Source organism: Clostridium sp. UBA4548, assembly GCF_002387895.1.
Taxonomy (GTDB): Bacteria; Bacillota; Clostridia; order Clostridiales; family Clostridiaceae; genus Clostridium_J.
In genome coordinates this window covers 1-14,646 of sequence record NZ_DGLI01000041.1, presented here as the reverse complement: position 1 = coordinate 14,646, position 14,646 = coordinate 1, and the positions used below count along the sequence as shown (strand labels likewise).

15 protein-coding genes and 3 tRNA genes are annotated in these 14,646 nt (G+C 30.0%); 14 read left to right on the top strand and 4 right to left on the bottom strand.

Annotation, left to right across the window (positions count from 1 at the left end; genetic code table 11):
• Window positions 1–31: 31 nt before the first annotated feature.
• The gene (gene rocF / locus B3040_RS15015; RefSeq protein ID WP_291574844.1) at window positions 32–928 is read right to left on the bottom strand and encodes an arginase; all 897 of its coding nucleotides are present in this window, start codon (window positions 926–928) and stop codon (window positions 32–34) included.
• A 195-nt stretch (window positions 929–1,123) separates the two neighbouring features.
• Between rocF and B3040_RS15010 the strand changes: the two genes are divergently transcribed.
• Window positions 1,124–1,510: a hypothetical protein gene (locus B3040_RS15010; RefSeq protein WP_291574842.1), complete on the top strand. Its 387-nt coding sequence runs from the start codon at window positions 1,124–1,126 to the stop codon at window positions 1,508–1,510.
• 69 nt (window positions 1,511–1,579) lie between these two features.
• Here B3040_RS15010 and B3040_RS19555 read toward each other — a convergent pair whose 3' ends face one another.
• On the bottom strand, window positions 1,580–1,747 hold the full coding sequence (locus B3040_RS19555; protein WP_083861702.1) for a Spo0E family sporulation regulatory protein-aspartic acid phosphatase: 168 nt from the start codon (window positions 1,745–1,747) through the stop codon (window positions 1,580–1,582).
• Between the two features lie 635 nt (window positions 1,748–2,382).
• Between B3040_RS19555 and B3040_RS15005 the strand changes: the two genes are divergently transcribed.
• The 3 genes from B3040_RS15005 (at window position 2,383) to B3040_RS14995 (ending at window position 4,999) form a co-directional block, all read left to right on the top strand.
• Window positions 2,383–2,568: a DUF896 domain-containing protein gene (locus tag B3040_RS15005; RefSeq protein ID WP_291574839.1), complete on the top strand. Its 186-nt coding sequence runs from the start codon at window positions 2,383–2,385 to the stop codon at window positions 2,566–2,568.
• 14 nt (window positions 2,569–2,582) lie between these two features.
• Complete coding sequence (gene hprK, locus B3040_RS15000; RefSeq protein WP_291574837.1) at window positions 2,583–3,491, top strand: HPr(Ser) kinase/phosphatase; 909 nt, start codon at window positions 2,583–2,585, stop codon at window positions 3,489–3,491.
• Window positions 3,492–3,592: 101 nt separating this feature from the next.
• Entirely contained in the window at window positions 3,593–4,999 is a 1,407-nt protein-coding gene (locus B3040_RS14995) for an aminopeptidase (protein ID WP_291574835.1), read from the top strand.
• 140 nt (window positions 5,000–5,139) lie between these two features.
• Here B3040_RS14995 and B3040_RS14990 read toward each other — a convergent pair whose 3' ends face one another.
• Window positions 5,140–5,613 carry a DUF4883 family protein gene (locus B3040_RS14990; protein ID WP_291574834.1) on the bottom strand — a complete coding sequence of 158 codons (474 nt, stop codon included), beginning with the start codon at window positions 5,611–5,613 and terminating at the stop codon, window positions 5,140–5,142.
• Window positions 5,614–5,893: 280 nt separating this feature from the next.
• A tRNA-Leu gene (locus tag B3040_RS14985) sits at window positions 5,894–5,975 on the bottom strand.
• Window positions 5,976–6,188: 213 nt separating this feature from the next.
• On the opposite strand from B3040_RS14985, the gene glsA reads away from it, so the two are divergent.
• From glsA to B3040_RS14935, 10 genes are all read left to right on the top strand, one after another.
• Window positions 6,189–7,103, top strand: a complete 915-nt coding sequence (gene glsA, locus B3040_RS14980; protein ID WP_291574832.1) for a glutaminase A — start codon at window positions 6,189–6,191, stop codon at window positions 7,101–7,103.
• 234 nt (window positions 7,104–7,337) lie between these two features.
• On the top strand, window positions 7,338–8,468 hold the full coding sequence (gene aroC, locus B3040_RS14975; RefSeq protein ID WP_291574829.1) for a chorismate synthase: 1,131 nt from the start codon (window positions 7,338–7,340) through the stop codon (window positions 8,466–8,468).
• Between the two features lie 4 nt (window positions 8,469–8,472).
• Entirely contained in the window at window positions 8,473–11,106 is a 2,634-nt protein-coding gene (gene polA, locus B3040_RS14970; RefSeq protein WP_291574826.1) for a DNA polymerase I, read from the top strand.
• Window positions 11,093–11,782, top strand: coding sequence for a dephospho-CoA kinase (coaE, locus tag B3040_RS14965; RefSeq protein WP_291574824.1), 690 nt, complete (start codon window positions 11,093–11,095; stop codon window positions 11,780–11,782). The genes polA and coaE overlap by 14 nt, the downstream gene beginning before the upstream one ends.
• Window positions 11,718–12,284 carry a lytic transglycosylase domain-containing protein gene (locus tag B3040_RS14960; protein WP_291574822.1) on the top strand — a complete coding sequence of 189 codons (567 nt, stop codon included), beginning with the start codon at window positions 11,718–11,720 and terminating at the stop codon, window positions 12,282–12,284. The genes coaE and B3040_RS14960 overlap by 65 nt, the downstream gene beginning before the upstream one ends.
• 99 nt (window positions 12,285–12,383) lie before the next feature.
• Window positions 12,384–12,469, top strand: a tRNA-Leu gene (locus B3040_RS14955).
• A 16-nt stretch (window positions 12,470–12,485) separates the two neighbouring features.
• Window positions 12,486–12,569 (top strand) — tRNA-Leu (locus B3040_RS14950).
• A gap of 106 nt (window positions 12,570–12,675) precedes the next feature.
• Window positions 12,676–13,269, top strand: coding sequence for a protein kinase (locus B3040_RS14945; RefSeq protein ID WP_291574820.1), 594 nt, complete (start codon window positions 12,676–12,678; stop codon window positions 13,267–13,269).
• Between the two features lie 106 nt (window positions 13,270–13,375).
• A complete protein-coding gene (msrB, locus tag B3040_RS14940) occupies window positions 13,376–13,828 on the top strand; it encodes a peptide-methionine (R)-S-oxide reductase MsrB (RefSeq protein WP_291574818.1) in 453 nt (150 codons plus the stop codon).
• Between the two features lie 99 nt (window positions 13,829–13,927).
• On the top strand, window positions 13,928–14,194 hold the full coding sequence (locus tag B3040_RS14935; protein ID WP_017416184.1) for a metal-sensing transcriptional repressor: 267 nt from the start codon (window positions 13,928–13,930) through the stop codon (window positions 14,192–14,194).
• The last annotated feature ends 452 nt before the right edge of the window (window positions 14,195–14,646 follow it).

Below are 14,646 nucleotides of genomic sequence, written 5' to 3'. Positions count from 1 at the left end.
AGGATTTTTGCTTGTAAAGTACTTATAGATATTATAGATGCTTTGAAATATAATCTATTAAATCCATGCAAATGGAAATAGTACTATCTCCTGTTTCTAACTTAGTATTTAGTTCTACAAAATCCATAGACTTAACTAAACGAGTTTCTATTAAGTGTTTTAGCATATACTTACATTCATCTACAGATAGGCCATCAGCCACTGGTGTGCCTGTGCCTGGAACTAAGGTTGAATCAAGAGAATCTATGTCGTAGCTTAAATGGATGGCATCAATCTTTTTTTCTATTAATGCATTTTGAACTCTCTTCATTACTTCTTCTAAACCTAATTTTCTTATATCTTCTGTTGTATACACATTCAAATTATAGTCTTCAATTAGTTTTAACTCGCCTTCATCTAAATCCCTAGCACCTAAAATAAATACATTTTCTGGTTTTACCTTTTGACCTTGGTAATATAAGTCAGTCAGTGTGTCGTGACCAATACCCATAGCTGCCGCAAGAGGCATACCATGGACATTTCCTGATGGAGAAGTTTCATGTGTATTTATATCTCCATGAGCATCTATCCAAATAACTGCCATATTATCATGATACTTACTACAACCAGATATAGATCCTAGTCCCAAGGAATGATCTCCACCTATCACAAGTGGAAAAGATTTAGACTCTAGGCTGCTATAAACTTGATGAGCTAAATTTTTATTAACATTCAATATAGCATTTAAATATTTCATTTTATTGTGGTGAGTATATTTATCGCACTCAAGAATTTCAGGCACATGTAAGTTTCCTAAATCATATACCTCATGATTGTTTCTCTCTAGCAATTCTATTACACCTTTTTCTCTAAGATCATTTGGACCTAGGTTTACACCTTCTCTATCACAACCATAGAAAAGTGGTACTCCTATAAAGTTTATTTTCATTTAACAATCCTCCTTTGTAATTCAAGTGACAAGCAATTATATAACAAAGTGACAAATTTTATAAGTAGTTTTTAAATTTACAGTAAATTAAAAATATTAAAATAACCAACTATATGTGTTAATATTAGGATACGAGGAAATAATACTTTCTATGTAGAATAATTAAAATAATAATTTAGTATTGGAGGAATAAACTTGAATAAACATAAAATTCTTAACATGCTTGAAGATAATGGGCTCGATGACATAAAGGAAATTAAGAAAAATGAAGATGTGGTTGTAGTAAGCTTTAAATACGCTTTTGACGATTTAGAAGTTTCAGGAGCAGAAAGTTATGCAGCTGAAGAATATGATGGAACTGAAAAGGATGACACATGGTACGAAGATTATTTCTTTCCCTATTTAAATGATACAGCAATAGATAATGTAGAAGATATAATAGATGAAATTAGTGAGGACGAAGATTTAGATTATGAGTTTATAGCCTATGAAGTTTCAAAGGAGCAATCAAACTACGTAGAATTTATTACTGTATTCTATAAAGATGAACTTAATTTTGAATTGGATGAGTTAGATTTTTAGATAAATTTAATTTGTGTACAGGGTTAAGAAACTCCTTTTAGGAGTTTCTTAAAATTTTAAGCTAAAAACTTAGCTTGCTTTTTTATGTAGCTTTTGATATTGAACTATATATTGATCTAACTGTTGTGAACAAAACACAACTATTCTGTCAGTTGGCTTTCTAAATGTCAGTAAAAAATGTAGTAGCTTCTTAAAGGAATTAATCTTATGTTTTAATATACGAATTTTTAAGATCATAGTTGTTCCTCGCTAAACTTATAATTTGTACTTCATATTATAAGTTTAACAAAGAACAAAATAAATGTTAAATACTTTCTTCAGTCAAAATATTTTGTTATTTTACAAATTTTACATAGCTTCGAATGAAAGTTATGGATAATTACAAAAATTACCATTAAATAATTCAGGAAAACTAAGTTATTTCAACATATGTAAATAAATGTAAAAAGGGAACTGTGTCGTAAAGTTAATTTATTCCAAATTATATTTTATACAATTATACTTATTTATAAATTATCATTAGGTTAATTAGTTGTTGAAATTGAAAATACATAGCAATCATAAAGGATATAGCACCTATTTAATTATTTCTATTTTCACAGTTAATAAAGTGTATTTATTAGCAAAAATCACAGAACAATATAGATGTAAATGTTATTAAATATATTTTAGTAACCGCTCTTTACTTTTAGTCATAATTAATAAGTCAATTTTATATACAATACTTTATTAATGGCCATATTAATAGTAAAATAGTTAAGAAATTATTTTCTGTATGCTTAGGTAGTCTTGCATACTATAGTTAATAATTATATTAGCAAAATAAAGTTGCTAAGTTTAATAAACTATTGGATAAAGAAAGGATGAATGTAATGAACATCGAAGAAATGATTGAGAGAATAAATTATTTGTATAGGAAAAGTCAGAATGAAGGTCTTACTGCAGAGGAAAAAAAAGAGCAAGAAGAATTAAGAAAAAAGTACATAGAAAATGTTAAATCCAACTTCAGGCAACAATTAAATGGAATAAAAAGAGTTCCTCCAAAAAAAATACATTAGATGTAGGTGAGAGTATGTCTGTTTATGTTAAAGATTTAATTAGAAATTTTGACCTAGAAATTTTAGTTGAGGGAAACTTAAATGTTGATATCTCTGTTAGTGATATTAATAGACCAGGATTACAATTTGCAGGTTTCTATGACTATTATGACAATAAAAGGGTTCAAATTGTAGGAAAGACTGAGTGGAGTTATTTAGAGTCTTTAAGCACAGAACTTAGAAAACAAAGATTGGATAAGTTTTTTTCTTTTGAAAATCCATGCATTATTGTAACAAGGGGGCTTGAACTCCAAGAAGAGTTTATTCAGGCTGCAAAAAAGTATAAGGTTAATATTTTTAGAAGTAATATTAAATCTACAAGATTTGTAAGTAGAATTACAAACTACTTAGATAGTGAACTAGCACCTGAAACTAGGATTCATGGGGTACTAGTAGATGTTTATGGCATAGGTATTCTTATTACAGGTGAAAGTGGCATCGGCAAAAGTGAGACAGCTTTAGAATTAATTAAGCGAGGACACAGATTAATTGCTGATGATGCAGTAGATATAAAAGAAATTGATGGGTTCTTGTATGGCAATTGTCCTTATATAACAAGAGGAATGCTAGAAGTAAGAGGTATGGGTATTATAGATGTATCTGCAATTTATGGTAGTAGTTCTATTGTAACAAATAAGAAGATTAGCCTTATCATATCTTTAGTTAATTGGGATGATAAACAGGATTTTGATAGACTTGGAGTAGATAAAGAATATACAGAAATTTTAGGAGTATCTGTGGAAAAGATGTTACTACCAATTAGACCAGGGCGTAATATTGCAGTGATAATTGAAGCAGCAGCAGCAAATTTTAGATATCATGCTACCTCTAATAGTACTCCAGTTGAAACTATTGAAAAAAGAATAAGTGAAATGAATTATTAGAAAGTATAATAAACTTTGGCAATTCATGAAATTTTAATTGTAATTCATTCAACTATTTAGTAAAATGAAAGAGATAAATCATATTTTAGGAGGATAAAGCCATGGGAGATTTAAGTAAGCTAGTAAAAAAATATGAATTAGCTTGGGACAAGTATACTAAAGAGGATTTAGATAAAGTTTTTGCGTTATCAGAAAGATATATAGATTTTATGTCAAAATGCAAAACTGAAAGAGAATGTGTAAACGAGTTCATAGTTCTTGCAGAAAAAGAAGGATATAGAGATATAAACTCCTTTATTGCTGAAGGAAAAAAACTTCAAGCTGGAGATAAAGTATATGCAAACTGCATGGGAAAAACTTTAGCTTTATTTTTAATTGGTTCGGAGCCAGTAGAAAAAGGTTTTAAAATTTTAGGTGCTCACGTTGATTCTCCAAGATTAGATCTTAAGCAAAATCCATTATACGAGGATTCAGATTTTGCTATGTTAAAAACTCACTATTATGGTGGAGTAAAGAAATATCAATGGGTTACTATTCCACTAGCAATTCACGGAGTTGTAATTAAAAAAGATGGAACTACTGTTGATGTAGTTATTGGTGAAGATGATAAAGAGCCAGTAGTAGGTATTTCAGATTTATTAATACATCTTGCTGGAGATCAAATGGCTAAAACTTTAGCAAAGGGTATTGAAGGTGAGAGCTTAAACGTTTGCATAGGAAGTATGCCAATCGAAGATAAGGAAGCTAAGAATAGAGTTAAGTTAAATGCTTTAAGATTACTTAACGAAAAATACGGAATAGATGAAGAAGATTTCGTTTCTGCTGAATTAGAAGTTGTGCCAGCAGGAAGAGCAAGAAGCTACGGATTAGATAGCTCAATGGTTATGGCTTATGGTCATGATGACAGAATCTGCTCTTACACATCCTTCGAAGCTATGATGAATATTAAAGAAACTGATAAAACTTGTATAACTTTACTTGTTGATAAGGAAGAGGTAGGAAGCATAGGAGCTACAGGAATGCAATCAAGATTCTTTGAAAACACTGTAGCTGAAATAGTGAACTTAATGGGAGATTATAGCGACTTAAAAGTTAGAAGAGCATTAGCAAATTCTAAAATGTTATCTTCTGATGTAAGTGCTGCTTTTGATCCAAACTATCCATCAGTAAGTGAAAAACAAAACAATGCATTCTTTGGTAAAGGTATAGTATTTAACAAATATACTGGAGCTAGAGGAAAAGGTGGATGTAACGATGCAAATCCAGAGTTCATTGCTGAGTTAAGAAGAATAATGGATAAACATAACGTATCATGGCAGACTTCAGAACTTGGAAAAGTTGACCAAGGCGGCGGTGGTACAATTGCTTATATCTTAGCTGAGTATGGAATGGAAGTTATTGACTCAGGTGTTGCTCTCCATAATATGCATGCACCATGGGAAATAGCAAGTAAAGCTGATATATATGAAGCATGCAGAGGTTATGAAGCCTTCTTATTAGAAGCTTAAAATATTTTAAAGTAAATATTAAAGGGTAGACTGTTTAATTATAGTCTACCCTTTTGAATTATGATGTTAATTTACCTATAACTTCGCATATAGATGAAGAGGTAATTTAGTAGTAAGTGTTCCTGTTACATAAGTACACATTAGTTATCAGGTAAATAAAATTTGCAAACTCCGTAGAGATTATAGGCTATAGGAATAGTTGACATGTCTACAAAATCCATATCATATTTTCCATCCCAAGGATAAATTGAGACGTACTTTTCATTGTAAATATTTAAAACATACTTTATTTTTTCAAATTCTATATAAATCTTATATAATGGTACTTCTGGTAAGTTTGAAGGCTTTTCTACAAAGTTTTCAGTTTTTAAAGAGTTTAAAAAGTTATCCATATCTACATAATTAGCTTTATCTAAAGTTTTTTCCTTATATAAGTCTGAATAAAACACCACCATTGATTGTGGAACTTCATTTTTGTAGAAAGTAAGAAGCCCATTAGTATAGTAATAGTTTGTAGGCTTTTCGTCATGAGAAATTTTACTAATCATACTGCAACCAGTGAAGTTTATTAAGGTGAAAATTAATAAAAATATGATTATGACTTTTCTTTTCAATATATCAACCCCTTTTTCCATATAACATTATGAAAAATATTACAAGATTATTACTTATTTTATTACTTTTCAAAATAAATTCAGAATTTATTCTTTAAGTCTTGGCGGTACATTCAATATGGATGAGAAATTAATAAGTTTTTGTTTTGTATAAGTTTAGATCATCTTTGAGAAAATATTTTGACGACCCAAATTCTACGGCACCAGCTTTTGAAAATCCAAGAAAGTAAATACTATAATAACGTAAAAAAACCATATTCTTTTGAACATGGTTTTTTTGTGGTGCCGATGGAGGGATTCGAACCCTCATGGTTTCCCGTTCGATTTTGAGTCGAATGCGTCTGCCATTCCGCCACATCGGCAAATATAGTTTATGAAAGTAATTATCTTAAAATCTTTAATAAAATAATCAACAAATTTATATTACCATAGATGTTTATCCATTTCAATATATATAAGAAAAAAATAGCAAAAAAGTTCAAAAGTTATTCTTTAATAAAGTTGAAAAACCATTTTTATACGTATATAATTAGTTTGTAATTATAATGTTTATATTTAGATTGGAGAGTATCATAATGAAGAAAGTCCTAGAAAATATTATTGAAAAAAACAAGGAATGGTCGAAAAGGGGAGAAGTTGCATCATATATTCCGGAACTTGCTAAAGCTAATCCCAATGCCCTTGGAATTTGTGTTACCACTCTTGATGGTGAAGAACACTTTGCCGGTGATTATGATGCCAAGTTCACTATTCAAAGTATTTCTAAGGTAGTCACTTTGATGCTTGCTATTTTAGATAATGGGACTGAATATGTTTTTTCTCAAATAGGAATGGAACCAACAGAATCAGCTTTTAATTCAATCGTAAACCTAGAAAATAACAAGCAAAAAAAGCCTTTAAACCCAATGATAAATGCAGGAGCTATAGCCACTGTTTCCCTAATTAGTGGTGACACTGCTGAAGAAAAGTTTAATAGAATACTAAAGTTTACAAGAAAAATAACAGGAAATGATAGCATTGATGTGAATAACAATGTCTATTTATGTGAAAAGGCTACTGGTGATAGAAATAGAGCTTTGGCATATTATATGAAAGGAAACGGAATAATACAAGGTGATGTTGAAGATATCTTAGATGTATATTTCAAAGCTTGTTCTATGGAAGTAACTTGTAAAGATATTGCAAGAATTGGAGCACTGCTTGCAAACGCAGGAGTACTTTTAAATAATGAGAGAGTTATATCAAGAGAAGCTTGTAGAATTATTAAAACAATAATGGTAACTTGTGGCATGTATGATGCCTCAGGGAAATTTGCTGTACATATAGGAATCCCAGCTAAGAGTGGAGTTGGTGGAGGTATTATGGCAGCAGTACCAAGAAGAATGGGAATTGGCGTCATTGGACCAGCACTAGATCATAAGGGAAATAGTATTGCTGGAATAAAGGTTCTTGAAAGCTTGTCACATGAGTTCGATTTAAGTATTTTTTAAATTTATTTTAAATTTGGTCTTTTTTAACACGGTCTAATTCATAATTAGGGCGTGTTTTCATTAATTATAAAATTTTATTGATATGCAATGTATTTGATTATATGTCCTTAGGTAGCTTAAAGTATAAAATGATGTAGGAACTAGATAATTGGTTTCTATAAGGGAATTATTGTTATGGATAGTTGGTAATGCTATAATTAAATAATAACTTTATCTAAGAAGTGAGGAAAATAAATGTTAAGATTTCTAGATGCAGGTGAATCTCATGGAAAAGCCTTGGTAGCAATTCTTGAGGGTGTGCCATCAAATATTAAAATAAATATAGACAACATTAACTATGAACTCAGCAGAAGACAAAAGGGGTATGGCAGAGGAAATAGGATGAAAATAGAAAAGGATAGAGTTGAAATTTGGTCTGGATTAAGAGGGGGATTTACTACTGGAAATCCTATAACTTTAGTGATTTTTAATAAAGATTATGATAATTGGCAGAATACCATTCATGATGAACCAGAAGGTACTGAAAAAATAGGCATTGCAAGACCTGGCCACGGAGATTTTGTGGGTTTTATGAAATATAAAACGGGGGATATTAGAAATACTATAGAAAGAACCTCTGCAAGAGAAACTGCAATAAGGACAGCTGTTGGGGCTATTTGTAAAGAAGTTCTTCAATTTTTACATATAGATATTAGGAGCAGAGTAAAAAGTATAGGACATATAATTGATAAAGAAGTAGATATTTTTGATGATACAATATATAGAGTTATTGAGGAAAGTGAACTCCGAGTTTTTGATAAAGAAGTTGAGAGTAAAGCTAAAAGAGTAATTGATAAACTAACTCTTGAGGGAGATACTATAGGTGGTAGAGTTAAAGTTGAAGTAAGGGGATTACCCATTGGAATAGGTAGTTATAGTCATTACGATAGAAAGCTAGATGGAATATTAGCCCAGGGTATTATGTCAATTCAGGGTATAAAAGCCCTAGAGTTTGGAAATATAATAGACTCATCTATGATTGGAAGCAGTTTTCATGATGAGATGTATTTAAATAATGGCACAGTTTGCAGAAATACTAATAATAGTGGGGGAATAGATGCTGGTATTTCAAACGGCAATAATATTGCTATTACAGCCTATATGAAACCCATACCAACAGTAAGAAAAAACCTTAAAACTGTAAATTTAATCACAAGGCAAAATACAACTACAAGGTATGAAAGATCTGATGTTTGTGCAGTAGTGCCTGTTTCAATTGTTATTGAAAATATTGTGGCATTTGAAATATTAAAAGAAGTATTAAAAGTTTATCCTGGTGATGAATTTAACACCTTATTAAAATATATAGAAGAAGATAGGAAGTGACTCAATGGAGAAAAAGAGATTACTCATTTTAGATGGTAACAGTTTATTATATAGAGCTTTTTATGCTATACCTGAGCTAACAACTTCAGATGGAATACATACCAATGCAGTTTATGGATTTACAAGTATGCTCTTAAGAATGATTGATGAATTAACACCAGATTATATTGTTACAGCTTTTGATAGAGCAGCGCCAACCTTTAGACATGTAGAGTATGGAGAGTATAAGTTAGGAAGAAAAAAAACACCTGATGAGCTGTCTATGCAGTTTCCAATAGTTAGGGATTTACTATCTAAACTAGCTATCAATATTTTTGAACTTGATGGTTATGAAGCAGATGATTTAATTGGTACCTTATCTGTATTTGCTGAAAATAATGGTATAGAATCCTATATAGTAACTGGAGATAAAGATGCACTTCAATTAGCTACAGATAATGTAAAAGTAGTAATAAATAAAAAAGGTATGACAGAAAAAGAAATATACGATAAGGAAAGAATGATTACGGAACTTGGAGTAACACCAAAGCAATTTATTGATGTAAAAGGGTTAATGGGTGATAAATCAGACAATATACCAGGGGTGCCGGGTATAGGAGAAAAAACTGCATATAAGTTAGTTAAGGAATATGGAAATATAGAAAACTTACTTAACAATTTAGATAAAGTAAGTGGGAAAAAGCTTAAGGAGTCCCTTATCGAGTACAGTGAACAAGCAATTTTCAGTAAGAAACTAGCAACTATAATAACAGATGTACCAGTAGATATTGATTTAGAATCCATTAAATCTAAAGAGGAGTTTGATATAAAAGGCATAAGGGAGCTCTTCTATAAACTTCAGTTTAAATCTCTTTTAGAAAAAGTAGAAAAAATCAATGGAAATGCTAATGAAGCCAAAGATGAACCTATAGTTAATGCAGAGTACACAGATATAAATAAAGTTTCAGATTTAAATCAGTTAATTATAGATTTAGAAAAGAGTCCTGTTTATGCGCTTTTTGATGTGAAAGATACCAATGTATTTTCAAAATTATATCTTAACAAACTCTATTTAAATTATGAAGGTAATAATTATTCTATCCATATACAAAAGCTCATAAATGAAAATATGGAAGAGACTATTCAATGGTTAAAAAAAGTATTTCAAGTATCACAAGGAAAGATTATAAGTCATAGTGTTAAAAATGCTTATAGTGCTATGTTAAAGTTAGGAGTAGACCTATCACTTATAAAATTTGATACTGAAATCGCAGCCTATTTAATTGAGTCATCCAAATCTGAATATAGTTTAAAGACTTTAGTAGAGGAATATTTAAGAGAAAGTTTTCAAGGTGAAGAGGAAAACTTGTTCGTCAATGGACTATCCTTCCTTCCAAAGTTATATGAAGTTCAGAAAACACGTATTGAAGGATTAAATATGGAAAATTTACTATATAATATAGAGCAGCCATTAACTAAGGCAATAGCACTTATGGAATGTGAAGGCTTCAATATTGATAATATTACTTTAGATACTTTAGGAAAAAAATTCAAAGAAGAAATAGATAGCCTTACAAAAGAAATATATGAATTAGCGGATGAAAGTTTTAACATTAATTCTCCAAAGCAATTAGGAAAAATACTGTTTGAAAAATTAGACCTTCCTGTTATAAAGAAAACAAAGACAGGATATTCAACTAATGCAGAAGTGCTAGAAGCACTTAAGGGAAAGCATCCTATTTTAGAAAAGATTCTTTATTATAGACAAATAACAAAACTTTATTCCACATATATTGAAGGGTTAAAAGCTGTAATAGATGTGGATGGAAGAATACACTCCAATTTCACACAAACAGTAACTACTACAGGAAGGTTATCAAGTACAGAACCTAATTTGCAAAATATACCTATTAAATATGAAAATGGAAGAGCAATTAGGAAGGTTTTTATTCCTTTTAATGAGGAATCTATGATTTTATCAGCTGACTATTCTCAAATTGAACTGAGAGTATTGGCTCATATATCTGGTGATGATAACTTAATAAGTGCTTTTACACATAGTAGTGATATCCATACTAAAACTGCTTCGGAGGTTTTTGGAGTACCAGTAGAAGAAGTTACAAAAACTATGAGAAGCAATGCAAAAGCAGTTAACTTCGGAATAGTTTACGGAATAGGAGATTTTAGCTTAGCTCAGGATTTAGGGATTTCTAAGGCACAAGCTAAGGAATACATTGATACCTACTTAGAAAGATATCCAAAAGTAAAAGAATACATGGATAAAGTAGTAGAAGAAGCAGAAGGTAGTTCTTATGTAACAACTATTTTGAATCGTAGAAGGTTTATACCTGAAGTTAATTCATCTAATAAAGTAGTTAAGGCCCTAGGGAAAAGATTGGCAATGAATGCACCAATTCAGGGAAGTGCAGCAGATATTATAAAAATTGCTATGGTTAATGTTCACAAAAAGCTTTTAGAAAAACAGCTGAAAAGTAAATTGATTTTACAGGTTCACGATGAATTAATTTTAAATGTATATAAGGATGAATTAGAACAAGTTAGTGCTCTTGTAAAAGAAGAAATGGAAAATGTATTGTCCTTATCTGTTCCTTTAGTTGCAGATGTGAGTGTTGGAGAAAATTGGTATGAAGCAAAGTGATGGTGGGATTTTTGTTGTAGGATTAACAGGCAATATAGGAAGTGGGAAAAGTACCATATCTAATTTCTTAAAAGAAAAGCAAATTCCCTTAATAGATGCTGATATTATATCTAGGGAAGTAATGATAAAGCATCCAAGTATACTAAAGGAAATAGAAGATAATTTTGGGAATGATTTCTTCGATGAAAATGGTAACTTAATAAGAAAAAAGTTAGGGAATGCCATATTTTTAGATATCACAAAGAAAATTAAACTTGAGGAGATCATTATCCCTTATATTATTAAAGACATATTTCAAAAAGTTAAGGAGTATGATGATAATGGGGATAAAATTTGTGTTGTAGATGCCCCAACTCTTATAGAAAACAATTTGCATTTTTATATGAATGCCATTATACTTGTTATGGTAGATAAGAATCTTCAACTTAAAAGAGTAATGGAAAGAGATTCACTAAATTTACAAGACGCAATAAGTAGAATAGATAACCAAATGCCACAAGAAGAAAAATTAAAATATGCAGACTTTGTAATAAGTAATAATGGTACTAAAGATAACGCTAAGAAGCAACTTGATGAAATATTAATATTATTAAATAATTTTAGGGGGAAAGATGGCAAAAAGAAAGAATCGTGTAATGTTAATCATACTAATCATATTATTGCTAATGGGGATTAACTTTAAAACAATCGTAAAATTTGCATATCCACTAAAATATGAGGAGTATGTGATTAGATACAGTAGTAAATATAATGTTGATCCTTATTTAGTAATATCGGTGATAAATACTGAAAGCAAATTTAATGAAAAAGCTATTTCTTCGAAAGGTGCTTATGGGCTAATGCAAATAATGCCTGAAACGGGTCAATGGATTTCACAATATGTAGGAATTAGTCCATTCAATGTTGATATGATGTATGACCCGGAAATTAGTATCAAAATGGGATGTTGGTATTTAAATAATTTAAGTAAAGAATTTAATGGAAATACTGAACTTATTTTAGCAGCTTACAATGGTGGAAGAGGAAATGTAAACAAGTGGCTTTCTAATGAGGAATATTCAAAGGATGGAAAAACTTTGCATAACATCCCATTTAAAGAGACTGAAGAATATGTAAGAAAAGTTAAGTTTAGTTATAAGATTTATAAGTTGTTATATAATTTAAATGAGAATCCATAGTTTCATTGGATTCTCATTTAAATACTAAGCAAATATTGATATTTAATATTGAACTTATTCTTTTTTAGTGCTATAATATTTAAGAAAGTTAAAGTTTAAGCAGGTGTGCTGGAATCGGCAGACAGGCACGTTTGAGGGGCGTGTGTACATCGTACGTATGGGTTCAAGTCCCATTACCTGCACCACTTTTTATACAGTCATGCAGATGTGGCGGAATTGGCAGACGCACTAGACTTAGGATCTAGCGCCTACGGCGTGGGGGTTCGACTCCCTTCATCTGCACCAAAAAACACCTACAATAATGTAGGTGTTATTTTATTTAAATAAACTATATTATTAATTGAACATAAAGCATATAATGTATTAGATAATAATGTTTTGGAGGGATTATGTGTCAAGGCATTTTACTAATCCAATTTATCTAAGTGAAAGAATAGAGAACATAATCAAAAGTTCTGAGTTTTTAGGTAAAGGAAATAATGGAGTTGTATATAGAATTGACGAACATACTATAATTAAGATTTTTAACGAAGAAAAAGTATGTAAAAAAGAATATGAAGTTTTAAGACGGTCAAGAAAATCCTCCTCATTTCCTAAAGTCTATGGGCATGGAAGATATTATATTATTAGAGACTATGTTGAAGGAATACGATTAGATAAATACTTAAATAAAAATAACTTTAATTTTAAACTAGCTAAAAGTGTGGTGGAATTAATAAGGGATTTTAAGAAAATGCAGTATAAAAAGCTAGATATAAGATGCAAGGATTTATATGTACAACCTGACTTTTCTCTTAAAGTTATTGATCCTAAAAATAATTTTCAAAGAGAAATGCCTTATCCAAGACACTTAATGAAGGGTATGCATAAGCGAAAGAAACTAGAGGAATTTTTAGATTATGTAAAGTTTATTGATCCTATACTTTATAAGTATTGGAGTGAAAATGTTTATTTGTATTTAGAAAAAAGGCAAAATGATAAATAAAATTTTCAGGGGAATAATATTTAAGATATTATTCCCTTTTACTATATGTAATTCAAACCAAATAAATAGAATTATTAATATATATTAAGAAAGGAACATAAAAGTTATGATAAATAGAAACTTTAATAAGCCAACAAAAGAAGAACTAAAGAAGAGTCTTACATTAATACAATTTACTGTGACTCAAGAAAATGGAACAGAAAAGCCTTTTGACAATGAGTACTATAAAAATAAAGAACCAGGCATTTATGTAGATATAATATCTGGCGAACCACTTTTTAGTTCTATTGATAAATTTGATTCAGAATGCGGCTGGCCATCTTTTACAAAACCATTAGTAAAAAATAATATATTTGAAAAGGCAGATTTTACTTATGGAATGCACAGGATAGAAGTAAGAAGTACATTAAGTGATTCTCATTTAGGGCATGTTTTTTCAGATGGACCTATAGATAAAGGTGGCTTAAGATACTGTATTAATAGTGCGGCGTTAAAATTTGTTCATGCAAATGACCTACAAGAACAAGGTTATGGACAGTTTAGTAACTTATTCCAATAAAATCACTAGTAGAATAAATTGCTCTGTTGATTTTTGAAGAGTAATGTTATACTATAGATGTGCACCCCAGGGGGGACTCTTTTTAAGGAGGAATATATTATGAATAAAGAAAAAAAGGATGCAATTAAATATTTAAATATAGCTAGAGGTCAAATTGAGGGGATAGTGAGAATGATTGAAGAAGAAAGATATTGTATAGATATATCTAATCAAATTATATCTTCAGTTTCTCTTCTGAAGAAAGCTAATGGTGTAATTATTAAGCAACATCTTCAGCATTGTATTAAAGATGCATGTTGTGAAGGAGATTTAGATAATAAGTTAGATGAAATTTCAACTTTATTAGAGAAATTAATTAACAAATGATTATTTTAAGTTAAAATGAATCTATAAAAGTTTTACATAGTAAAATGAAAAATATAAAATTTTAATAAAAATATTTATTATAGAGCTGTAATAAATTTAAGCTGAGTGTGCGGTAATCCTAAATAGCACTTTAATTTATTTATAAATAAAAACCTTAAAGTATGTAGTTGTATTTTCAAATTTCACCAAGTGTATTAGCAAAGCTCATATTTTGTAACATTAATATAATATATTCATAAAATATAGTAGAGTATTAAATACTCTACTATATTTTTATAAAGGTGGCATAAGACATGTATTATTACAACTGTAGCTTATTAACAAAGCTCAAGCTGTTAATTATATTACTAATATTATGTGAATTAGAAAAACATCCATGTCCCAACCCATGTCCATGTCCATGCCCAAGACCTTGCCCAACGGGACCAACGGGACCAAGAGGTGAAAGAGGA

Bases quoted from the DNA above. Each gene is read 5' to 3' on its own strand.
- polA (WP_291574826.1), top strand. From the start codon at position 8,473: ATGGAGAAAAAGAGATTACTCATTTTAGATGGTAACAGTTTATTATAT.
- glsA (WP_291574832.1), top strand. From the start codon at position 6,189: ATGAAGAAAGTCCTAGAAAATATTATTGAAAAAAACAAGGAATGGTCG.
- B3040_RS14935 (WP_017416184.1), top strand. From the start codon at position 13,928: ATGAATAAAGAAAAAAAGGATGCAATTAAATATTTAAATATAGCTAGA.
- aroC (WP_291574829.1), top strand. From the start codon at position 7,338: ATGTTAAGATTTCTAGATGCAGGTGAATCTCATGGAAAAGCCTTGGTA.
- msrB (WP_291574818.1), top strand. From the start codon at position 13,376: ATGATAAATAGAAACTTTAATAAGCCAACAAAAGAAGAACTAAAGAAG.
- B3040_RS19555 (WP_083861702.1), bottom strand. From the start codon at position 1,747: ATGATCTTAAAAATTCGTATATTAAAACATAAGATTAATTCCTTTAAG.
- B3040_RS14995 (WP_291574835.1), top strand. From the start codon at position 3,593: ATGGGAGATTTAAGTAAGCTAGTAAAAAAATATGAATTAGCTTGGGAC.
- B3040_RS14960 (WP_291574822.1), top strand. From the start codon at position 11,718: ATGGCAAAAAGAAAGAATCGTGTAATGTTAATCATACTAATCATATTA.
- hprK (WP_291574837.1), top strand. From the start codon at position 2,583: ATGTCTGTTTATGTTAAAGATTTAATTAGAAATTTTGACCTAGAAATT.
- rocF (WP_291574844.1), bottom strand. From the start codon at position 928: ATGAAAATAAACTTTATAGGAGTACCACTTTTCTATGGTTGTGATAGA.
- B3040_RS15005 (WP_291574839.1), top strand. From the start codon at position 2,383: ATGAACATCGAAGAAATGATTGAGAGAATAAATTATTTGTATAGGAAA.
- coaE (WP_291574824.1), top strand. From the start codon at position 11,093: ATGAAGCAAAGTGATGGTGGGATTTTTGTTGTAGGATTAACAGGCAAT.